The sequence below is a fragment of the Sphingobacterium allocomposti genome, from assembly GCF_008124885.1.
GTDB classification, from domain to species: Bacteria; Bacteroidota; Bacteroidia; order Sphingobacteriales; family Sphingobacteriaceae; genus Sphingobacterium; species Sphingobacterium allocomposti.
The window spans coordinates 14,539-37,191 of record NZ_VNHX01000031.1 but is presented as its reverse complement, the minus strand read 5'-3'; the positions used below and the strand labels follow the sequence as shown (position 1 = coordinate 37,191).

The window sequence follows — 22,653 nt, the reverse complement described above, 5'->3', positions numbered from 1 at the left end:
TAAAATTGACTGGAGGTGGAATAAAATATAAACTGATGAATAAGATAAAAAATATATGGTGGATGACGATAGCGGCATCGCTCGTCCTCCTTCAATACAGCTGTGATAAGAACGAGTATCAATTCGAATATAAGGCAGAACCTAAAACCGAAGTCGGTAGGAAGTTGGTCGAAGGGACCAATCTTTTTGCCCAGATATTCGCGGATACCATGTATACGGTAACAGATGGCGTTATTGCCAGCGAAATAGAATACCTATCACAAAAGGGATTGGCGATGAAGATTTTCATCTTCGATGTCGATCTTAATCATCCGAATGTGGCTATTGTCGCTTCTTCCCCAAACAACACGAACGCTTTTGCCATGCAACCCATGACAGAACAGGCGCTTAACGCAGATAGCGAGGCCAACCGCGTGTGGGCTGGTATAAACGGGGATTTTTATAATATGGATAACGGCACGCCACGGGGCATATTTTATAAAAAGGGTGTTGCGCTGCGCACAACATTTGATAGCGGAGACAGAAGCTTTTTCGGAATCGGCGGCGATGGGCGCGCGTTTGTGGCGACCAGAGATCAGTATCCGGACATCGCTGCTACCGGCATCATCAAAGAAGCCGTCGGAGGTGGTGCAACGTTGGTGCGCGACGGGCATGTGCTTACGCATACCGATAATACTGTGGAGCCACGTACGTGTATCGGCGTTTCGGCCGATGGAAAGCGTGTGCTAATGATGGCCGTTGACGGTCGGAACTTCTGGTACTCCAACGGGATGCTGTTTGAAGAGCTAGGGCACTGTTTGAAAGCACTGGGTGCTGAAAACGGTATCAATCTTGACGGGGGAGGCTCTACGACATTCTTCATCCGCAATACGCCCGGTTTTACGGAAAACCGCTTTGAAGTACGGAACTGGCCTTCGGATAACGGGGGAAAGGAGCGTGCTGTAGCGAACGGACTATTGATTATTTCTGAATAAAGACAAGTTAAGAAAGTACCATGAACAAATATATAAATCATAAGATCAGTCTACTCCTGGTGTTGCTACTGAGCGTTTGCTTTTCCTGCTCCAAAATCGACGATTTGGGCAGTTTTGATCCGAAGGATCCTAGCCTCTCTTTAGAAACAGATGTCATTGAAGTCAGTAAGGAAGGGGGGGAATTTTCGATCCGCGTGGAATCCAATCTGCCGTGGCGCGCAAAAAGTAATGCAGACTGGATAACGTTCTCGTCTGAAAACGCTCTATCCAGCGGCGATATCGCGTTCAGCATCACGAGGAACAGAAGCACAGACCAAAGGGCCGCGGAAATTACCGTCTGGATTACCAAAGACTACGAAAAGAAAATACGGGTGGTTCAGGCGCCCGCAGAGCTCAGCGACCTGGTGACACACTTCTATGTGAAGACTTCGGGAACCCAGGAAAATACGGGACTTTCCTGGGACGAGGCCACGACATTGGACAACGCGCTGGAGGAAGCTGTTCCGGGAGACGTCATTCATATTGCTGCGGGTACGTATACCCCAACAAAGACAATTACCGGTGGCAGTGCAACCAACGCAGCAGACAAGACCTTCGAAATACATAGTAATATCAGCCTGATCGGTGGGTATCCAGCCGATGCATCAGCGGGAGCGGTGTCTGATCCAACGTTGCACGAAACGATCCTGAGTGGAAACACCTCTGCTGGAAAGGTATATCATACCGTTGCCATAACAGCTGCGGTCCAGGCCGGACAAAAGGTTGTTTTGCAAGGCCTTTCCATCAAACATGGACAGGCGGCTAGCAGTGGGACAGGCCACGTTACCCTTAACGGAGCCCAATATTACCGTTTTTATGGTGGAGGGCTGATCGTAGCCCGCTCGGTTGTCGATGTCATAGATTGTGAAATATCAGAGAACACGACAGGCTTTCATGCTGCAGGTGTGTTTGTCTTTTCGGGAGCTACTGTACGGTTTGAACGTTGCGCCATTAAAAAGAATAGCAGCACGCACAATGGCGGCAATGGTGGGGGTATATTTAACGAGGCGGCAACGGTATACTTTAATAATTGCGATATCTCCAGTAATACGATCAGTGGTGTAGGTGCAGGAATTTATGCGTTCAGCAGTACCCAGCCCACGTATACATATGTTTACAACAGTACGATTGCACATAACAATAACGATGCAGCGGGCCTTAGCCAGACTCGCCGTGGAGGTGGCTTCTATGGACGGGAGCGCTCCGTGTCCGTGATTGTTAACTCCACTTTTTATGGGAATAGCGGTGGTCATGGGGCGGGAATTAGCCTTTACGGCACAGCAGCTGCCCCATCACGGTTAGATATAATAAGCACAACGGTTACCGGAAATAGAGCATTTAACAACGGAGGCGGCATTGAACTGACGTCCAACACAACCCTCCGTGTGTTCAACTCGATATTATCGGGTAATTCGGCCGGCAATGGTGGCGATATATTTATAGGCTCCGGTGCCAACCCGGTACTTACCTCAAGTGTCCGCGGCAACCAGCTACTGGATAATAATGGTGCCGTCGTCGCTGGTCAGACCTTTGATTTTGAAACAATGCTGGGCAATTTCGGATATAACGGAGGACACACCGAAACGGTATTGTTGTCCCAAGGCTCGCCGGCAGCGACCTTGGGTATGTCGGCAGCTCAACTAGAGAGTTTAGGCGATACATATAATCCTGTGATACCAGCTGAAATAACGGCCTATGACCAACATGGTAAATCGCGTAGCGGCAGCACGGCGATAGGGGCGGTTGTCCCGCAGTAATTTTCTGCTGGGAAGCACAGCCGTTGCTCCAAAGCTGATACCAATCCCCTACACCCTGGTGCGTAGGGGATTTTTTTATTCAGTATCCAACGAAATCGTTATCGTGAAAAAAGTGGTACAACCGCCTTGAGAGTGGATAAAAAATAGTTAACATTGGATGTTATAAACTTACGGCCATAACAGCATAGCGTACGCATGTTCCAACATAGACACGCACGCCTGTATTCCACACGGCGTTAAAGAGAAAAATGCAGCGTTCATGAGTACACGTGGTTGCAATACGGATGAATAACCGAAAGAATAAATAACTATTTATACATGAATATTTTAGAAAGATTCTCGTTAAAAGGGAAGGTAATCGTGGTGACGGGTGGCACCGGCATCTTAGGAAAAGCCTTTGTCAAAGGTTTAGCCGAAGCGGGAGCCAAAATATGTATCATCGGCAGAAGCCAGGAGAAGGCTGCCGAACGCGTGAAACTGGTGGAAACCCTCGGTGGCGATGCCCTGGCCGTTGTTGCCGATGTTATGGATGAGCACTCTATACGCGAAGCGAAAGAGCGTATCCTGGAGAAGTGGGGGACAATTGACGGGCTGGTAAATGCCGCCGGCGGAAATATTCCAGGAGCGACGATCGCGCCGGGAGATAGCATCTTTGACAACAAAATCGGCGATACAATAAAGGCGATTGAGCTGAATCTGTTTGGTACCATTATTCCGACCATGATCTTCGGAGAGGTGATGGCAGAGAAAGGTACGGGATCTATTATCAACATTTCGTCGTTGGCAGCAAGCCGTCCCATCACGCGGGTGTTAGGCTATACCGTTGCCAAACACGGTGTCGACGGGTTTACCAAGTGGATGGCTACCGAGCTTGCGCTGCGGTACAGCAACAGGATCCGCGTGAATGCTATCGCGCCCGGGGTGTTTTTGACGGAGCAGAATCGTACGTTGTTGACCAACGAGGACGGAAGCTATACCGAGCGTGCCGACAAGTTCGTGCAGAATACGCCGTTCCAGCGTTTGGGCGATCCGTCGGAGCTAGAAGGTACATTGGTTTATCTATTGAGCGACGCCTCAGCCTTCGTTTCGGGTGAGACCATTTTTGTGGATGGCGGGTTTAATAGTTGGTGTGGCGTTTAATAAGGTAAAAAGATGAAATACTTAAAACAGACATGGCGTTGGTACGGGCCAAACGATCCTGTATCGCTGCAGGACGTCAAACAGGCTGGGGCTACTGGAATTGTTTCGGCATTACACCATATTCCACACGGAGACGTATGGCCTAAGGAAGAGATACGCGAACGTAAGCGGATCATTGAGGATGCAGGATTGGTATGGTCGGTGGTAGAAAGCGTAACGGTACATGAATCCATCAAGACGAGGGCAGCAGACGTCGAATATTACTTGGATAACTATCGAAAGACATTAAAAAACCTAGCCGAATGTGGCATAAAGACCGTATGCTACAACTTTATGCCTGTTTTGGATTGGACAAGGACACAGCTGGATAAGGTGATGAAGGACGGTTCAAAAGCATTATATTTCGACTGGGTGGACCTCGCGATCTTCGATATCTATATTTTAGAACGCCCCGACGCACCTGCCGCCTATCCGCACGGCGTCGTCGAGGAAGCGCAGGCCCGCTATGCAGCTTACAACGACGACATGAGAAAACACCTACAGTCGAATGTACTGATGGGAATTCCGGGGGAGAAAGATCCGTCTCTGGAGGATCTACGGAAAAGTATTGCTGTCTATGACGAAATTGGATTCGAGGGTCTGCGCGAAAATCTGGTCTATTTCCTGTCGTCAATAGCCGACGTCTGCGAAGAAGCGGGCTTAAAGATGACCATCCATCCTGACGACCCGCCATATCCTATTTTGGGATTGCCCCGTATTGCTAGTAATATTGAGGATTTTAATTACATAATAAGAGCAGTGGATAGACCGTTTAATGGTGTTTGCTTCTGCACGGGCTCGCTCGGCGCCGGCCCCCGGAATGACGTTCCGGCGATGTTCCGATCGGTCAAAGACCGCGTGAATTTTGTTCATCTGAGGAATGTGAAAAGAGACGAACAGGGAAACTTTTACGAATCGGATCATCTGGAGGGCGATGTCGACATGTATGCGGTGATGGAGGAACTGGTTGCCGAAAACCAAAAACGGGAACATCCGATTCCTTTCCGGCCAGACCATGGACACCAGATGTTGGACGATCTGCATAAGGTGACGAATCCGGGTTACTCAGCCATCGGCCGTTTGCGCGGATTGGCAGAACTGCGTGGATTAGAGCTAGGCGTATTGCGCAGCAAACATTAGTGGCGACACAGCAGCTAATAGTTAGCTCCGATTGGTCACGCTTTACCTACGGTTGAGCGGCGGAACTGAATAGAGGTGGGCAGTTTTATATCTTCCCATGCTATTTGGTTCCGATGTCTTTTATTGATGACTTCTACGAGTTTGTTTACACTAATCTCCCCAATATCTCTCGTCGGTTGGCGGATGGTGCTGAGCGAAGGATTTAGGGAAAAGGCGAGATCCGTATTGGCGAAACCAATGACTGCGAGCGTCTCCGGAACGGCGACTCCCATTTTAGCGAGAACCCCTAGCAGGTGCGTTGTGATGGTGTCGGCAACACCAACGATAGCGTCCGGCGGAAAGGGGAGGCTCAACAGCCGCTCTATATGGCGTTCCATATCGATGTGCAATTCCGAAATGCTGCTGACATTGCAGTGGACGATATATTCGGTGTCAATCGGAATATCGAATTCCTGATGCGCCCTTTCATACCCCGATAAACGTATCGCCGAGATTCCCTGTCGCGCCCCGCAAAAGACGGCTATTCTTTTGCGGCCAATGTCTAACAGATGCTTGCAGGCGCTGTACGTTCCCTCTGCGTTTAGAACGCCTATCTTATGTGTTTCAAGCGCATAGTTGGTGCGATCAAAGATGACTATGGGTGTGTCTTCCATAATTTTTCCCGCGAGCTCGATATTGGAGCTTTCATGGATCGGACAAAATAGAATACCGTCGACAGCTTTATCCAACATAGATTGCAAAGCCTGTTTCTCTAGCTCTTCATCTTCCATGCTGTTCATGATGACAATGCGGTAGTGATGCTGACTTGCCGTCTGCTGCATCCCCTCCAATATCTGCGATTCGAATGGGCTCGTCATCTTCGGTAGAACGACACCTAACGTCTGCGTTTTTCCGGTTTTTAAGGATTGGGCAAGTACATTCGGCTGATAGTTGTGTTTTTTTGCGAACTCCCGTACTCTCTTCTTTGTCGCTTCACTGATCTCATAGCTGTCGTTTAATGCTTTCGACACCGTTGAAACAGACATATTTAAGGCCTGTGCTAAGCTTTTTAATGTCGTCCTACCCATAGGTGGTTATCTAAGGTCTACAATCTCGTAAGACGGATAATCGCTCTTGTTAAACGTGAAATTAGATGGCGCGATACGGTGGTTCACATACAAAGTCTGGATGGTGTAGGTGTATTGTGCCCCACCCTTATCTAGAATCTGCACATCATGTATATGCATATTTTTATTGATACGTAATCGGATTGTCACATAATTGGTCCGCGTATCAACGGGCGTAAGTTCTACGACATTAAGTATCTCGGAGCCCACGCGTTCATTCCCTTTACTGCTGTATTTAAATCCGGTCTTGTAAAACGTGAAAAGGGTACTCGGTCCAATCGAGGTCTCTGTTCCGCTTTCGGCGTCGCCGATCTGGACTTCCTTATCTGTTTTTAAGACGGACCAAAGTGTCTTGCCGTCGCTGATGAGGTCCTGGCTATTCAGCTGTATGCGGTATTGATTTTTCGGTTTGTTCAAAAATAATACACCTTTTTCCTGATGCGCGTCGCCTTGAGTCTGCTTAGCCGAAAAAGTAAAGTTCGACTGGATCGTCGTATAAGCATCGTATTTTTTCGATACCTGATCCAAAAGCTTCTTTGCGGCAGCGTCTCCCTGTGCAAAACCTGTCAGGCAGCTCCATATCAGAGCTACCAGAACTGCTACGTTTCTTTTCATGTTAATCGTTGTTTCTTAACGTCTCCAAATATTGTTCCAACGAATATTCGTCTGGATAAAGCACTTCTCTGGCCTTACTGCCCTCAAAAGGACCGACTATGCCAGCGGCTTCCAGTTGATCGATAATTCGTCCAGCTCTGTTGTAGCCCAACTTCAGTTTACGTTGAATTAACGATGTGGATCCCTGTTGATGCATCACAATGAGCCGCGCAGCTTCTTCAAACAGCTGGTCACGATCGCCCATGTCGAAGTCCATGCTTCCGCTGCCTTCGCCGTTTTCATCGATATACTCCGGCAACAAAAATGCCGACGGATATCCACGTTGGCTGCCGATGTAATCCGAGATCTTATCCACTTCGGGAGTATCCACGAACGCACATTGTATACGGGTCAGGTCGCTTCCCGTGGCCAACAGCATGTCGCCACGTCCAATAAGCTGATCAGCCCCGCCGGTGTCCAATATTGTCCGCGAGTCTACCTTGGAGAGCACGCGGAAAGCAAGACGGGCAGGGAAGTTAGCCTTAATCGTACCTGTGATAATATTGACGGACGGGCGCTGCGTCGCGATAACCAAGTGTATCCCGACAGCCCGCGCCAGCTGGGCTAAACGTGCGATTGGCGTTTCCACCTCCTTGCCTGCAGTCATCATCAAATCAGCAAACTCATCTACTACCAGAACTATAAAAGGTAAGAATCGATGCCCCTCCTCAGGGTTTAATCGCCGGTTGATAAATTTCGCATTATATTCCTTCAGGTTACGCACCTGGGCATTCTTTAACAGGTCGTACCGCTGGTCCATCTCTATACATAGGGAGTTCAGTGTGTTGATAACCTTCTTGGTGTCCGTAATGATCGCGTCTTCCTCGTTTGGTAGTTTTGCCAGGAAATGCCGTTCGATCTTTTTAAATAGCGACAACTCCACTTTTTTGGGGTCGACCATAACAAATTTCAGCTCTGCCGGATGCTTTTTGTAGAGGAGGGAAGTTAGAATGGCATTGATACCTACCGACTTACCCTGGCCCGTCGCACCGGCAACGAGTAAGTGGGGCATTTTGGCGAGGTCGGCGATGTATACCTCGTTGGAAATCGTTTTGCCTAAAGCAATAGGAAGATCCATGTCACTTTTCTGGAACTTTTCCGTAGCTAGCACCGAGCGCATGGATACCATCTCCGGCGAGCTATTCGGAACTTCTATACCGATCGTTCCTTTACCCGGCATCGGAGCGATGATCCGTATTCCGAGGGCGGCGAGGCTCAACGCGATATCGTCTTCCAAATTTTTGATCCGCGAAATCCGCACTCCCGGTTTAGGGATAATTTCGTATAACGTAACCGTCGGACCAATGGTCGCCTTGATATGTTCTATCTCAATGTTATAGTTTCTTAGCGTGTCGACAATCCGATTTTTATTGGCCTCCAGTTCCTGCTGATTGATGGTTATGCGGCCTGTGCCGTAGTCCTTAAGTAAGTCAAGTGTCGGATATTGATAGCCGGACAGATCAAGCTTCGGGTCGTACTCTCCAAATTGGGCGACGAGGTCGTCTGCCGTTATGGCTTTTTCTTCCACCACCTCTTCGACACTCAGTTCGGGACCCTCCGATGTGGGCTCCGGCGCATCTATAGAAAGGGGAATCTCCGTATCTACACTCCCTTCTGGGGACAATACCTCAAAGTCTACCTCAACACGTCCGGCTTTCTGCTCGTCGTCCAGCCTGTCGGATTCCAAGTCAAACGTCGTTACCGGCTTAACAGCGTTCTCGTGTTCCAGGTTATGCGTTATCGGAGGAATGTAAGCCGGAGCAGGATCTTCTTCTTCTTCGGGTTGTTCCCTCCCGTATAAACGTTGGTTTAAGCTTGGCTTCGGTGTATTTATGGTATTGCGGCTGAATGTGTCAAAGTTGTCTTCTTCCTGGTCTTCGAGCTCTTCTTCCGTTTCTTTTTTAGGAAACCAGCTCCATTTTAGATCCAGATTATAGATCAGAACGAGCGCCGTTAAATAGATGAACAATAAGAGAGCGCCAATGCCCGTGGATCCAATCTGGGCTTTAAGCAGCTGGTTGGTCCAATAACCGAACTTACCCTCCAGGATGTGTGGAGAATCCGTGATAAAATCCTGAAGGAAACCCAATGTGACAGACAAAATTAGGATAGAAACAGCGGAATATATAATCGTTTTCCAAACGGGTAATAGCGACTTCTTATAGAGAAATTTGTAGCCGACAACAAAGAGGATAAGCGAAAAGAGAAAGGAGGCTATACCAAACCATTCATAGATAAATTGGTTGCCTAACAAGGCGCCCAGTTTTCCCAATTTGTTATCCACGACGGGCAGCTCGACACTGTCATCGACAATCTCATCGGCGCTCTGGAACAACGTAGCCCACCCTCCATTGGTTTCGGCGATATAACTTTGGTCGTGTTTCCAGGTGAAAAGGTAGGACACGAAAGAGACCGTCAGGATAAACGAGGCGAACAACAGAAATATTCCAAAGATCTTTAATGCTTTGCGTTGCTTTTCCGAAAAATTGATGTTCTCAAACGACTTAAAACGCTCTTTTTTACTATATGACACGTTTCCGGCGGCACGGGGCGACTTTTTCGCGGCGCTGCTGCCCCCGGAATTTTTGAATGTATTTCCTTTATTCGACATGCAAAATCTGATAACTCTCCTACGTACAAACTTAAAAAAAATGATGGATTATTTGACTAGAATTTAGGAAGTATAAAATATGTGCGGGCACGTCTAAAAAGTAAGATACCAACACCGTTGTTGAAGGATGAATAACGGCAGAGCAATGATGCCTACATGAAAAAAAGCTGACTGGCTTGCTTTGCAGACGCCTACGGCGTTCCTAGCTATAAAGCGTTTTTGCATTTTGCAGGCCTTTTTTCGAGCGATGTATGGCGTATGTACTCATCGGAAAGAAGGAAACTGTAAAAACCGAGACACCGAAGTGTCGGGGAGAAGTGTTGCAGCTTCTTTACGATGCGTTCAGTGTAATCGGCAGGGTGTATTTGACCCGCACAGCAAGCCCTTTCTGGAAGCCGGGTTTCCATTTTTTTCTTATCTTCTTCAGCACGCGAATAGCTTCTTCACCGGTGCCATGCCCCAGATCGTGGTCGACGCGAAAATCCGACATGCTACCGTCGCGCTCGACAACAAACTCGACATGCATTACGCCGGAAACACGATGAGCCAGCGCCTGTTTAGGGTAGCGGTAGTTTTGTGCTACATACGTCCGCAGCGCCACCAGCCCCCCTGGGTATTCTGGAGCGACCATCATTGTCTCCTCGGTATATGGTGTCTGGGTCCCCAAGGAGTCTATAGCGATTCCTTCCAAAAGTTTACCATGTTCCCATTTCTCCGTAAACCGACGGTGCTGAAACCCCCCCTTCCAATCGCCGTGTTTCTCGTTGTTCAGGAGCGGGCCCTCTTCATGAAAGAGCTCCGGTTGGAGAAGGTTCCTCTGGATCAGGTAGCCATTGCCGTCTTCTACAAGCTTGTTGCCGAGGCTGTCGTGAACCAATAAATACTTTAAGAGGGGCTTCGTGCCGAATTCTCCTGAATTGGGAGCCACACTGTTTTTTTTCGTCCTGTGTTTTGTGTTGTTGCGCTGGTAAAGTATGCTGCTGTATAATATACCGTTCTCATAATAAGTGTCCGCGGTGTCTATGAGTGCATGGTTCTCATCATATCGCTTTCTCTCGTGTAATTGTCCGTTAGGGTAAAATGTGCTTTTTTCACCGACCGTGGAAAAGATAGAATACTTGTTGCGCAGTGTGGCAACCGTTTTGGGACGATCCCCGTCAACGTAATATTCAAGATGTTTAAAAAGGGTAGGCGAGTTCTCGTCGGTGGCGATTATACGGTAGTAATACGCTTCCGTCTGGTTTTTGGTTTCTGTCCCGTCCTGGGTGTGATAGGTAATGCGGAGATATTGGGCGGACGCTATATTGACAGTTGCTAGGAAGAGCGAAAGTAGATAACAGAGTTTCATAAACATTTTTGGACGGCAGGTATACCCCTTGCCGTCCAAAAATAAATACTATTTCGCGATAATTAAAAAATAATTTTTCTTTCCTCGTTGAGCTACTATGTAGTTGTCCTGCAGTAAGTCGGAGGTGCTTATGACAAGCTCTATATCGCCGACCTTCTGTTTGTTGATGGCTACGCCACCACCTTGCAGCATCTTACGGGCTTCGCCCTTAGACGTAAAAACCTGTGTGTGTACAGCAAGCAGATCAAGTATATTGATGCCGGCAGCTAGCTGTTCTTTGCTGACCTCAAATTGTGGCACACCGTCAAAAACTTCAAGCACACCTTCATGGTCGAGATCGGCAAGGAAATCCAGCGACCCGTTTCCGAAAAGAAAATCGGACGTCTTTACCGCTGTCTCATAGTCTTGCTGTGAGTGGGTACGTATGGTGATGTCCTTTGCGAGCGCCTTTTGTACTGCTCTTGTATGTGGTGCGGCGTCATGCTCGGTGATAATGGCCTCAATCTCCTCTTTGGTTTTTAATGTAAAGATCTTGATCCAGTTTTTAGCGTCGTCGTCAGACGTGTTCAGCCAAAACTGGTAGTACTTGTATGGAGACGTCTTTTTTGGGTCGAGCCATATTGCTCCTGATTCGGTCTTGCCAAATTTCTGCCCATCTGATTTTTTGATAAGCTGGGTTGTCAGCGCAAAAGCCGTCCCCTGCTCCTGACGGCGGATCATTTCGCTGCCGGTGACAATATTCCCCCACTGGTCGGAACCTCCCATCTGCACCTTGCAGTTGTGGTGCTTCCAGAGGTAGTAGAAATCGTATCCCTGAATGAGCTGGTAAGTGAATTCGGTAAACGAGAGACCGTTGTCGCCTTCCAAGCGTTTCTTTACCGAATCTTTGGCCATCATATAGTTAACTGTAATTAGCTTGCCGACATCGCGGATGAAGTCTAAAAACTTAAAATCCTTGAACCAGTCATAGTTATTAACCATCTTGGCGTCGTTTTCCCCTTCGCCAAAATTCAAAAACTTAGACAACTGCTTTTTCAGGCTTTTTACATTATGTTGTAAGGTATCTTCGTCAAGAAGATTCCGCTCCGCGGATTTAAAAGAGGGGTCGCCAATCATGCCCGTAGCGCCGCCTACCAGTGCGACGGGCTTATGCCCGGCGTTTTGAAAATGAATGAGGGTCATTATTTGCGTTAAATGCCCAACGTGCAATGAATCGCCAGTGGGGTCGAAACCGATATATCCGGAAACTTTCTCTTTGTTCAACAGATCTTCGGTTCCGGGCATGATATCCTGTAACATGCCTCTCCAGCGTAATTCTTCTACAAAATTCATCTTTCTAGCGTTAAGATTTTTTCAACTAAGATTGCAAAGATAAGAGATTAAGCCGTATCTTACGAGAAATAATGACATGTTGGACCGTGAATTTTTTGTCGCATTATTATTTTGAACGATACAATCCACATGCCGAGCGCGTGCTAGGAGGGTTGCTGCCCGACCTTCTTAAAAACGTAAACAAGCAATACAATTTCCATCCTCAACGGTTTGAGGAATTGCTGTTCGCTCATCCGAAGACGAGACGTATTTCGGAGGGGTGGTACCGCCATCTGGAGGTGGACCGGATTTTTCACGGTTCGAATTTTTTCCTCCAGCATTGTCACGTCTTGCGGAAGGAACTGGACCCTTTATTAGTCCACCTACCTATCAGAGCATCCTTTTTAGCGCACATTGCCATTGAACTTTTGCTGGACCACCTGCTCATAGAAAACCGTATAGTAAACCCGGTCCGTCTTTATGAGCACCTTGAACAGGTGCACCGGGGCACGATCGAGCGATACCTGTCGGTTTTCGGCGAGGTCGACATTAGCCAGTTTCTCGAATTCTACGGGCGTTTTTTGGAATGGCGCTATATTTTGGATTACGCTAAGATCGAGAATCTCTCACATCCACTGTTTAATATCTGTAAACGTGTTTGGTCGTTTGAGGTCGCTGAGGCCGACCATCAGCGGATTACGGCATGCCTCATGGCATACAAAGCGGAATATCTGCACAACTATTTAGAGATCTTTCACTATATACAAGATAAAATCACTTACTTAGCTTAATTTTTACCACTTTTGTGGCCTAATATGCACTTTAACGTCATCATATGATAAGTAAACTTTTCAGAAAGAAGAGTGTCGACCAGATTATGACTGATGCCCATCAAGGATCCGGTTTGGCGAAAGTTTTGGGCGTACGGGATCTCGTTTCGCTAGGAATTGCCGCCATCGTTGGGGCGGGGATCTTCAGCACGATCGGATTAGCAAGCTACGAAGGCGGACCGGCCATATCGTTGCTTTTTATTTTTACGGCATTTGCCTGCGTGTTTACAGCCTTGGCTTACGCGCAATTTGCAAGTACGGTTCCGGTTTCAGGAAGCGCCTATACCTACGCCTACGTGGCCTTCGGAGAGCTGTTCGCCTGGATAATAGGCTGGGCACTGGTATTGGAATACGCTGTTTCAAATACGGTCGTTGCCATCTCTTGGTCACAGTATTTTGTCTCCATGTTAAAGGGTTTTGGCATATCGATTCCGGGGTGGTTGACCATGGCCCCGGGCTACGCGCTCGACGCTCACGAGAAGTTCCTGACCGACGGGATGGAGGCGCTGAGCGTCGCGGACCGTGCCGGACTCGACGCTTACCTCTCTGCTCCGCGTATTGGAGATATACCCATCATTTTTGATTTTCCCGCCGGACTGGTTACCGTGTTGGTAACATGGCTGGTTTATATCGGAATAAAAGAATCGCAACGCGCGAGCAATGTGATGGTGATGATTAAGGTAGGAATCATTCTACTGGTGGTTCTGGGCGGTATTTTTTTCGTGAAACCCGAGAATTGGACGCCGTTTGCCCCTAACGGACTAAATGGTGTGATGGGATCGGTCGCTGCGGTATTTTTTGCGTTTATAGGGTTTGATTCGATTTCGACCACTGCGGAAGAATGTAAAAATCCGCAAAGAGATTTACCCCGGGCGATGATCTTGTGTCTGGTGATCTGTACGGTATTATATGTAGCTATCACGTTGGTGCTAACAGGGATGGTTAATTATACCGAGCTGAACGTGAAAGACCCCTTGGCATTTGTGTTTAAATATGTTGGCTTCGATCATATGGCAGGGATCGTATCCGTAACCTCTGTTATCGCGATTACCAGCGCGCTATTGGTGTATCAGCTCGCCCAGCCAAGGATCTGGATGACCATGAGCCGCGATGGGCTGTTGTCCAAGCGGTTTGCACGCGTCCATCCCAAATACAGAACACCATCGTACGCAACGATTGTTACGGGAATCGTTGTAGCCATTCCGTCTCTCTTTTTCAAGATGGACTTCTTTGTCGACCTGACCAGTGTAGGGACATTTTTCGCATTTATCCTGGTTTGTGCCGGTGTTCTTTATATGGATTATTCAGGACTTTCTGCGAAGTCTAAGTTTCGTGTGCCCTATATCAACGGGAAGTACGTCATCGGGCTCGGCTTCGTATTAGCGTGGGTACTGATCTATCTTTACGGACAGGAAAGCGTTCAGGAGTGGCAGCAGATGAGTGCCGTTGATATCATACGGCACAAGTCGTTGGTGCTGGTGTTTTGGGCGGTATGGCTCGTGTTGGCAGTAATGGGCTACAGACTTAATTTTTCGCTTTTACCGGTTATAGGTATTTTAATTAACCTTTATCTAATGAGCGAGCTGGGCGCCAGCAACTGGATGATATTTATTGCTTGGCTACTTGTGGGGCTGATTATTTATTTCGGCTACGGCTATAAACATTCAAAATTGAATAGGGGGGATTAGAAGTTAGCTATTAGAAGTGAGATTTGAGAAACCAGGAGTTTATAACCATGAGCCATTATCTTCACTTTACAAATCAACGGCTTTACGGTTATAAGCTTTTCGCTGTTGGCTTATAGCTTATAGCCGTTTGCCATTAGCTATTGTTTTTCGTGCTTAGGAGTTAGGACGAGATTTCTTCGTCGTTGCCTCTTCTCCTCGCAATGATGTTTTTTACGGCTTTTAGCTGTTGGCTTATAGCTTATAGCCATCTGCTAGCTTATAGCCATCTGCCATTAGCTGACCCATCGACCTTATCTAGCGTCATTTCACTACGAAGTTCTCTTCACAAATCGACGGCTTTACGGCTTTTCGCTGTTGGCTTATAGCTTATAACCATCCACCATCTGCCGGTTATTCCTGCAATCTTTTCAGCTGAACTTCCCGTGTGGTCGGAATGTTGAGTGGAACGCGTTCCAGTGTTACGAAGCTGCTATCCAATCCGAACCCTTTCTCCTCGGACAGGCTGAATCTCTTTAAAATCTTATAGATCTCCAGAATAATCTTCTCGTGCCACTTTAGGTCGTGAGTCTTGGAGATGGTCTTTTCCAGTACCACAAAGTTGAAGTCGCCGGCGATCCGGTATTTCTTCAGCGTTTCATAGTTACTGGTGATGTCTATTTCGCCTTTTTCGACCATATCTTCCACGACTTTACGAAACAGCAGGCTGATGCGTTGCTCTTCCCGGAACCCCAGTTTAAAGTCTATACGGATCAGTTTGTTCGGTACCAGCTGCTCGACAATATATTCACGGGTGTGCGGATTGTCCATCACGTCCACATGCACCAGCCAATAAACATCGGCCCGCTTCGGTTTTTTGTTGATGATGGAATAGAGGATCTTTGATTCGATCTCGTTTTTGTTGTTGGCACTTGTCAGATACACGAGGTGCGAAGCGAAAAGTGGCACAGACTTGTCCTCACTCAGCTCGGAGATGATGGGGAAGTAGTCTCGGATATTGACGAAGCGGACAAAACTGTTTTTTATCTTGCGGGCACCATACCAAGAGAACATGACAATGAATAGCGTTGTTGCTAATAATAACGTCAGCCATCCGCCATGCGTCAGTTTTACAAGATTTCCGGCGAGAAAGGCCACTTCTATCGTGAAGTAAAATAAAGCGAATAAGACAATCCAGACCTTGTGGATGTGTACACGGGCGAGAAATACACACATCAATATTGTTGTCATGATGAACGTCAGGTTGATGGCCAATCCGTAAGCGGCTTCCATATTAGAGGATTCCTTAAAGACGGCTATGATGAGCATACAGCCGATGTAAAGAATGAGGTTGATGGACGGGACATATAGCTGTCCCTTTTGATCGCTGGGGTATCGGATCGATACTTTGGGCCAGATGTTCAGGCGGACCGCTTCCGAAATCAGGGTGAAAGAACCCGAAATCATGGCTTGACTGGCGATGATGGCCGCTATGGTAGCTGTGGCGACGCCGTATACGACAAAACCTTCCGGCATGATTGCATAAAAGGGGTTTCTTTCGCCCATCTGCGTCCCGGCATGCTCCAAGAGCCACGCGCCCTGTCCAAAATAGTTGAGTACAAGGGCGATTTTGACGAAGATCCAGCTGACGCGGATGTTCGATTTGCCGCAGTGTCCCATGTCGGAGTACAGAGCTTCTGCTCCTGTAGTACATAGAAATATAGCACCGATAAGGAATAGCGCGTTCGGGTGGTTAATGATGGTCGAAATGGCGTAATACGGATTTAATGCGTAAAAAACCTCCGGAGCATGCTTTAGATAGGATGCTCCTAAGATACCGATCATGCTAAACCAGATGAACATCATCGGTCCGAAGACCCGCCCCACGATGGATGTACCAAACCGCTGGATGACAAAAAGCAAACTGATGATAATGACTACAATAGGAACCGTCGGAACCTGCGGGTGACGGATGGCCAAACCTTCAATAGCGGATGAAATGGTAATGGCGGGTGTAATCATACCGTCCGCCAACAGCGTACTTCCGCCAATTATGGCGGGAATGATGAGCCATTTGGCTTTCCTTCTCACGAGCGAGTACAGGGAGAGGATTCCACCTTCGCCTTTGTTGTCGGCATTGAGGGTAATCCATACATATTTTATCGTTGTTTGCAACGTCAACGTCCAGAATACACAGGATAGGCTTCCTAAAATTAGATCTTCTTCGATCGTGCCTTTATTGAAAATAGCTTTGATTACATAGAGCGGCGAGGTACCGATATCTCCGAAAATAATACCTAGACTGATCAACAAGCCTGCCATACTAAGCTTGTGGGCGTCATGATGCTTATGGGTCTTCATTCCAAATAAATTACGTTGCAAACTTACAGTAAATTATGCCATTCTATATAAAAAAAATTTAAACCCCGTGCTCCGCCACGACCTTACAAAAATATAGCTATACAGTGCTTACTGCCCCGGAGGCAGCGCTCTTAAGCGCCTGATAGCCATTGCACAAACACGCTAACGTACAAACGTGTTAAAAATTGTTAAAAGGTGAAAAAAAAATAAAAAAATGTCTCCTTTATGATTGTAAATAAATTAACTTTGTTGTAGTGGGTCGGCAATATGTAGGGGGATTGCATCTATTATGAAGTTAAACCAAACACCTATAACATTGGTCTATACAAACGAGAAATCATAGAATGAAGGAAGTGATGAGAAAAATAGCACTTATGATGTTGGTTGGCGTTTTACCGCTCACGGCGCTTCGGGCTATGCCTACATTTCCTGCAACAATATTTACCTTGGCCCCTGAGGAAGAGACGGAAAAGCTGATAAACAATGTCAAGGTATTCTATAATCCCGTAGCCGAACAAATCACTGTTTCTTTCAAGCTTAGTAAACAAAGTGTCGTTACCATCAAGGTTATGGACGCTCTAGGGAATGAAGTGTTGAACCTGATGAACGGACGGCTTGATGGTGGTATGCAGAACCTTTCTTTTGAGGCTAACGGGAAACTAACCACAGGCTTTTATTTTGTTCGTGTTACTTCGGGTGCTGAGACAGTTGTGAAGCGTATCTCCGTACGTTAATTCAACTCCGTCAAACAGCCTTCTTTGCGGAGATATTCTGCTGTTTACATTTCTACCTTCTTTTAGATTTTAGATTGCTCATTCCTCCCCAAACTTTTGGTATGGAGAATGGAGATGCTCCTTTCGTCGGTATTTAACGCGGCAGTCTGTTGGTATCGTCGGCTAATGTTGTGCCTGTTCATCTATCCAGCGGCCGTCGTTTTTAATGATGTCGATAAGTTCGTCTAAAGCTTTGTCTGCACTAACGTTCCTCTTTACGACTTCTTTTCCCCGATATAGAGTGATTTTATCAGGGCCCGCGCCAACATAGCCATAATCTGCGTCGGCCATCTCGCCGGGACCATTGACGATGCACCCCATTATACCGATTTTCAGTCCTTTTAAATGGCTTGTCCGGCTACGGATCATCTGTGTCGTTTCCTGCAGGTCAAAGAGTGTACGCCCGCAGCTTGGACAGGATATATATTCCGTTTTCGAGATACGGGAGCGCGTAGCTTGTAAAATTCCGAAAGAAATAGACGCTATTTTGTCGGCCGCCGTCGCTAGAGAATCGATCCAGATTCCCGATCCGAGGCCGTCGACCAATAAGGCTCCGAGGTCTGTTGCCGCATATAGCTGCAGCTTCGAAACCGGTTCTTCGGGGTTCATGACGTCGCCCAAGGGTCCTGAAAATGCAGCGGGCTCATATGTCCGCTTAACGATGATGGGAGGGGCGATTCCTATGCTCCGAAGATTGTTGAAGAACTGACGTTGGTCCGCCATGCCATGTATGTGGCTGGTTTCTAAAACAAATACCACGGTTCTATCTATTTGAAGATTAGCGAAGCTTTCCGTCAACAGGTCGCTGTTGGACACGCGAACCAGGTTCAATGACGGATCCCTTTCTGCCGCGTTGTGGTAGGCGTCCAGCGAAAATATCGGATGCTTATTGTCACGTTGTGCTAACGTATGCCACGTTTCGTATTCGTAAATCACCTTCAGGTTGCCCGGAAGCGTAAAAGATGGAAGACTGTTCCCGAGATAGACGAAATCGACCGATTGGTCGCCGATATGATATTTATCGTTCAGCGCATCATAGCGATAACCAACGGATCCCAGCACGAATGGATCTTTTAAATTCTCGCGGGAGAGGTCTACAACAACACGCGGTACCAAGGCACCGCCGATAAAGGCATTCACTTCATCCGCTTCATAAGGGATAGTAAAGGTGTCGCCCGGGATATTAACGATCTCCGGGGTGCTGTTAGACTGTAGATACTGCTTTCTTTGCTGGTATCTTTTTATGAGTGCTAGGGCGACAGGCGCTTCCTTCTCGGGCTCTTCGGTGAGCGAAACGCGTATGGTGTCGCCAAGTCCGTCTTCGAGCAGTGTACCAATGCCGACAGCCGATTTGATCCGTCCATCTTCGCCATCGCCTGCCTCGGTTACTCCCAGGTGTAGGGGATAGTTCATGTTTTCTTCCACCATTTTTTCCACGAGCAGCCGGTAGGCACGAACCATCACCTGTGGGTTCGATGACTTCATGGATACTACAAGGTTGTAAAACCGGAGGTCCTCGCAGATACGTATAAACTCTAAAGCCGACTCTACCATACCTTCAGGGGTATCTCCGTATCGGCTCATGATGCGGTCGGATAAGGAGCCATGGTTCGTGCCGATGCGCATGGCAGTGCCATATTCCTGGCAGATTTTCACCAGCGGAGCAAATTTTTTGTAGATGCGGTCCAATTCAGCCTGATAGGCGCTATCGGTGTAGTTTATTTGGTCGAACCTTTTTTTGTCGGCGTAGTTTCCCGGGTTAATGCGCACTTTTTCGACGATGCGTGCCGCCACCTCTGCCGCGTTGGGCGTAAAGTGTATATCGGCGACAAGTGGCACATCATATCCCCGCAGACGAAGTTCCTTTTTTATGTTTGCTAGATTTTCGGCTTCTTTAATACTGGGTGCGGTTATGCGGACGTATTCGCAACCTGCGTCTACCATGCGTATGGTTTGCTCCACGGAGCCCAGCGTGTCCATGGTGTCCACGGTGGTCATGCTCTGTATGCGGATCGGATTGTCCCCTCCCATAGGCACGTCGCCGACGTGCACCTCGCGTGTGACAAACCTGCTATATGCTGTTTTCGAGTTACAATAGCCCCCTGATAGTATCATTGCGTCTTTTGTGTCCATACCTAGCGCAAAGGTAGCTACTTTTTTTGAAAGCCTATACCATTGTGCGCGTTCTTCATTTATTGTACGGCATCCTTTGCCGGCAGACGAAGTGCGCAGTCAACGTGTCTCAGGACGTATGCGCGGTACTAATAACGGCTTATCACAAACGTGTTGGCCGCACCGTCCAAATCGATGTTGAACTTTTTATCAGCGTGTTCGTAGTTGGCTGTCCTTGCGACACCGTCTTCTTTGGTGGCAAACCCTTCGAACGAGTTCTTCGAGAGCATGGAAGTGTATTCCACCTGGATAGCTGCGTCTTTCGGTATACGGAAGTGGATCTTCGAAGCCCCTGTAACAATTGCGATGTAGGATACGTCTACCTGTGGCATTCCCAGGGTGAGGTCCATGCTGCTGGCGCCGGTATTGATATCCAGATTGCGGAAGCGCAAGGCAGACAAATCACCGTTGATGCTCGCGGCACCGTAGTTGAATTCGAAGTCCCAGGTGGTTTGCGGATGGATTTCAAGAGATACCGTTCCCGATTTTTTACTGTTTGCCGTCGGTTTAGCGTTGATCGTAACGTGTTGCTTGCCATCCTGTTTGCTCGTCTGAATTGTCATGCCCATCTTGTCGTCCTTCGCCTTTGCGAGGATGAGGTTGTCGCCCTCAACCGCTTTTATTTCAAAGTTACCGGCGCCGCCGTTAAATTCCAGCCGGGACTCCTGTATAGTATTGTCGAACGATGTTTTGACTTCGTTGGTTAATGGTGCGCCATCATCAAGGTCGCCAATGTTGACCTGCCGGTTGTTAAGCAGCGTTTCCGTCCAGTGCGCACCGGGAGTCGATATCCCTATATAAAAAATCCAACCTAAAAAGAGTGCATTGCAAGCTATTTTGATGTATCCCCCAAACCGTCTGTTCTGTACCATCAGGTTGATGCCTACAATGACGATTAGCAACGGCCAATATGTTAAGGTTGCCCAGAAGTTGAAATCGATGATGTCCAGATTGTGAAGGAGCAGAACTATTCCGATAAAGACAAACCAGATTCCAGAAGTGATTTTATTTTCCATATGCTTAATTTCCTTGTAAATATATACCGCAAAACTATAAGATACTAATTTTTTACAAAACCAGTTTTAGGCAACTTTGTTAATATCTTCGGTGAAATAAACCATTCGGTCGGTGAATTTTCTTCCCTGTAAATGCGTATATTGCGGTAATATTAACTTTTGACACTGTTATTCTATGATTTTCCATCATTTTGGAGCATATATCTTGTTGTTGCGGAAGGTCTTTAAGAAGCCTGAAAAATGGAAGATATATGTTAAGGAAATCTTTCATGAGATGAACGAAATAGGCGTGGGTTCGCTGGGGCTGATCCTTATTATTTCGACATTCATTGGCGCAGTAATGACGCTTCAGATTGCATTTCAGCTCGTTTCGGATTTAATTCCGACAGCGGTTATCGGGCAGATCAATAGAGACTCGAACATTTTGGAATTGGGGCCTACCATTTCCGCGCTCGTGCTGATGGGCAAGGTCGGATCGGCTATATCTTCGCAGATCGGCTCCATGCGGGTTACCGAGCAGATCGATGCGCTGGAGATTATGGGAATCAATGCCGCCGGATATCTGATCCTTCCTAAGATTATAGCGGGCGTAGTAATGATGCCAGTATTGGTTGTCATCGCGATTTTCTGTGCTATCACGGGGGGGCTTATCGGAGGAACATTATCAGGGGCTGTTGCTCCCACGGATTACATACAGGGAATTCAAGGAGGCTTCAACGGGTTTACGGTTGCCGTGGCGCTTGTAAAAGCTTTTATTTACGGATTTATAATCACGTCAGTACCGGCCTATAAGGGTTTTTATGTGCGGGGGGGAGCGCTGGAGGTCGGACAGGCGGGAACGCGGGCGGTGGTTATTGGGTGTATTGCAATTTTAGCCTGTGATTATGTCATCACGGCATTGATGCTTTAAAATATATGATAGAGATTCAGGATATACATAAATCGTTCGGAGATAATCACGTTTTAAAGGGTATTGATGCCATCTTTGAACCCGGCAGGGTCAGTTTGATCATCGGGGGGTCCGGATCCGGAAAAAGTACGCTCCTTAAGTGTATCGTAGGGCTGCACCAGCCCGAACAGGGGAAAGTGTATTTCGACCGGCAGGAGTTTACACAGATGGATTCCGAAGACCGTGTCTCCATCCGGCGCGATATCGGCATGCTTTTCCAGAATTCAGCGCTTTTCGATTCGATGACGGTCGAACAGAACATCGTATTCGGACTCGATATGTTTACCGATATGAGCAAGAAAGAAAAAATCGACCGCGCCAACTTCTGTCTGGAACGGGTCAACCTGAAGGGGACCAACAAGCTTTACCCCGCGGAATTGTCGGGAGGGATGAAGAAGCGTGTCGGTATCGCACGTGCGATAAGCATGAGCCCGAAATACTTGTTTTGCGACGAGCCGAACTCCGGCCTCGATCCGGCGACTTCTATTCTGATTGACGAGCTTATCCAGGAGCTGACAGGGGAGTATCAGTGTACAACGATTGTCGTAACCCATGACATGAATTCCGTGATGGGAATCGGGGAGTATATTCTTTTCTTACATAAGGGAGAGAAGTTCTGGGAAGGCTCGAACGAAGAGATGTTGCAGGCCGATGTAGCCGAATTAAACAACTTTGTCTTCGCAAGTCCACTGATGAAAGCCGCCCGGAATACGATTAAGTAGTGCAGGAAGAAATGTTTTGCCGGTAAGCTATTAGTTTCTATTTTTGC

17 protein-coding genes are annotated in these 22,653 nt (G+C 47.5%); 9 read left to right on the top strand and 8 right to left on the bottom strand.

Annotation, left to right across the window (positions count from 1 at the left end):
• The first annotated feature begins 35 nt into the window (after positions 1 to 35).
• The 4 genes from BC792_RS17170 (at position 36) to uxuA (ending at position 5,089) form a co-directional block, all read left to right on the top strand.
• Positions 36 to 974 (top strand): phosphodiester glycosidase family protein, encoded by a 939-nt coding sequence (locus tag BC792_RS17170; protein ID WP_148910252.1) that lies wholly within the window; start codon positions 36 to 38, stop codon positions 972 to 974.
• A 20-nt stretch (positions 975 to 994) separates the two neighbouring features.
• Complete coding sequence (locus tag BC792_RS17165; protein ID WP_148910251.1) at positions 995 to 2,770, top strand: BACON domain-containing protein; 1,776 nt, start codon at positions 995 to 997, stop codon at positions 2,768 to 2,770.
• Positions 2,771 to 3,088: 318 nt separating this feature from the next.
• On the top strand, positions 3,089 to 3,910 hold the full coding sequence (locus BC792_RS17160; RefSeq protein WP_148910250.1) for an SDR family oxidoreductase: 822 nt from the start codon (positions 3,089 to 3,091) through the stop codon (positions 3,908 to 3,910).
• 12 nt (positions 3,911 to 3,922) lie between these two features.
• Positions 3,923 to 5,089, top strand: a complete 1,167-nt coding sequence (gene uxuA / locus BC792_RS17155) for a mannonate dehydratase (protein WP_148910249.1) — start codon at positions 3,923 to 3,925, stop codon at positions 5,087 to 5,089.
• Between the two features lie 35 nt (positions 5,090 to 5,124).
• Here the strand turns inward: uxuA and BC792_RS17150 are convergent, their stop codons facing one another.
• The 5 genes from BC792_RS17150 to tyrS all read right to left on the bottom strand — a co-directional run bounded on the left by BC792_RS17150 (position 5,125) and on the right by tyrS (position 12,140).
• Positions 5,125 to 6,156: a LacI family DNA-binding transcriptional regulator gene (locus BC792_RS17150; RefSeq protein WP_148910248.1), complete on the bottom strand. Its 1,032-nt coding sequence runs from the start codon at positions 6,154 to 6,156 to the stop codon at positions 5,125 to 5,127.
• A 6-nt stretch (positions 6,157 to 6,162) separates the two neighbouring features.
• Positions 6,163 to 6,810 (bottom strand): outer membrane lipoprotein periplasmic chaperone LolA1, encoded by a 648-nt coding sequence (gene lolA1, locus BC792_RS17145; protein WP_148910247.1) that lies wholly within the window; start codon positions 6,808 to 6,810, stop codon positions 6,163 to 6,165.
• Position 6,811: 1 nt separating this feature from the next.
• Positions 6,812 to 9,460 (bottom strand): FtsK/SpoIIIE family DNA translocase, encoded by a 2,649-nt coding sequence (locus tag BC792_RS17140; protein ID WP_148910246.1) that lies wholly within the window; start codon positions 9,458 to 9,460, stop codon positions 6,812 to 6,814.
• Between the two features lie 331 nt (positions 9,461 to 9,791).
• Positions 9,792 to 10,808 (bottom strand): energy transducer TonB, encoded by a 1,017-nt coding sequence (locus tag BC792_RS17135; RefSeq protein WP_170250071.1) that lies wholly within the window; start codon positions 10,806 to 10,808, stop codon positions 9,792 to 9,794.
• Positions 10,809 to 10,856: 48 nt separating this feature from the next.
• Positions 10,857 to 12,140: a tyrosine--tRNA ligase gene (gene tyrS, locus BC792_RS17130; RefSeq protein WP_148910244.1), complete on the bottom strand. Its 1,284-nt coding sequence runs from the start codon at positions 12,138 to 12,140 to the stop codon at positions 10,857 to 10,859.
• A gap of 71 nt (positions 12,141 to 12,211) precedes the next feature.
• Between tyrS and BC792_RS17125 the strand changes: the two genes are divergently transcribed.
• Together BC792_RS17125 and BC792_RS17120 are read left to right on the top strand one after the other, a co-directional pair.
• Positions 12,212 to 12,910: a hypothetical protein gene (locus BC792_RS17125; RefSeq protein ID WP_148910243.1), complete on the top strand. Its 699-nt coding sequence runs from the start codon at positions 12,212 to 12,214 to the stop codon at positions 12,908 to 12,910.
• Between the two features lie 44 nt (positions 12,911 to 12,954).
• Positions 12,955 to 14,637 (top strand): amino acid permease, encoded by a 1,683-nt coding sequence (locus BC792_RS17120; RefSeq protein ID WP_148910242.1) that lies wholly within the window; start codon positions 12,955 to 12,957, stop codon positions 14,635 to 14,637.
• Positions 14,638 to 15,027: 390 nt separating this feature from the next.
• Here BC792_RS17120 and BC792_RS17115 read toward each other — a convergent pair whose 3' ends face one another.
• Positions 15,028 to 16,974, bottom strand: a complete 1,947-nt coding sequence (locus tag BC792_RS17115) for a KUP/HAK/KT family potassium transporter (RefSeq protein ID WP_148910241.1) — start codon at positions 16,972 to 16,974, stop codon at positions 15,028 to 15,030.
• A gap of 356 nt (positions 16,975 to 17,330) precedes the next feature.
• Between BC792_RS17115 and BC792_RS17110 the strand changes: the two genes are divergently transcribed.
• Positions 17,331 to 17,708: a T9SS type A sorting domain-containing protein gene (locus tag BC792_RS17110; protein ID WP_170250070.1), complete on the top strand. Its 378-nt coding sequence runs from the start codon at positions 17,331 to 17,333 to the stop codon at positions 17,706 to 17,708.
• Between the two features lie 162 nt (positions 17,709 to 17,870).
• Here the strand turns inward: BC792_RS17110 and ispG are convergent, their stop codons facing one another.
• On the bottom strand, positions 17,871 to 19,880 hold the full coding sequence (gene ispG, locus BC792_RS17105) for a (E)-4-hydroxy-3-methylbut-2-enyl-diphosphate synthase (protein WP_148910239.1): 2,010 nt from the start codon (positions 19,878 to 19,880) through the stop codon (positions 17,871 to 17,873).
• Positions 19,881 to 20,008: 128 nt separating this feature from the next.
• Positions 20,009 to 20,935, bottom strand: a complete 927-nt coding sequence (locus BC792_RS17100) for a LiaI-LiaF-like domain-containing protein (RefSeq protein ID WP_148910238.1) — start codon at positions 20,933 to 20,935, stop codon at positions 20,009 to 20,011.
• A 175-nt stretch (positions 20,936 to 21,110) separates the two neighbouring features.
• Between BC792_RS17100 and BC792_RS17095 the strand changes: the two genes are divergently transcribed.
• Together BC792_RS17095 and BC792_RS17090 are read left to right on the top strand one after the other, a co-directional pair.
• Positions 21,111 to 21,845 (top strand): MlaE family ABC transporter permease, encoded by a 735-nt coding sequence (locus BC792_RS17095; RefSeq protein ID WP_148910237.1) that lies wholly within the window; start codon positions 21,111 to 21,113, stop codon positions 21,843 to 21,845.
• Between the two features lie 5 nt (positions 21,846 to 21,850).
• On the top strand, positions 21,851 to 22,606 hold the full coding sequence (locus tag BC792_RS17090) for an ABC transporter ATP-binding protein (protein ID WP_148910236.1): 756 nt from the start codon (positions 21,851 to 21,853) through the stop codon (positions 22,604 to 22,606).
• The last annotated feature ends 47 nt before the right edge of the window (positions 22,607 to 22,653 follow it).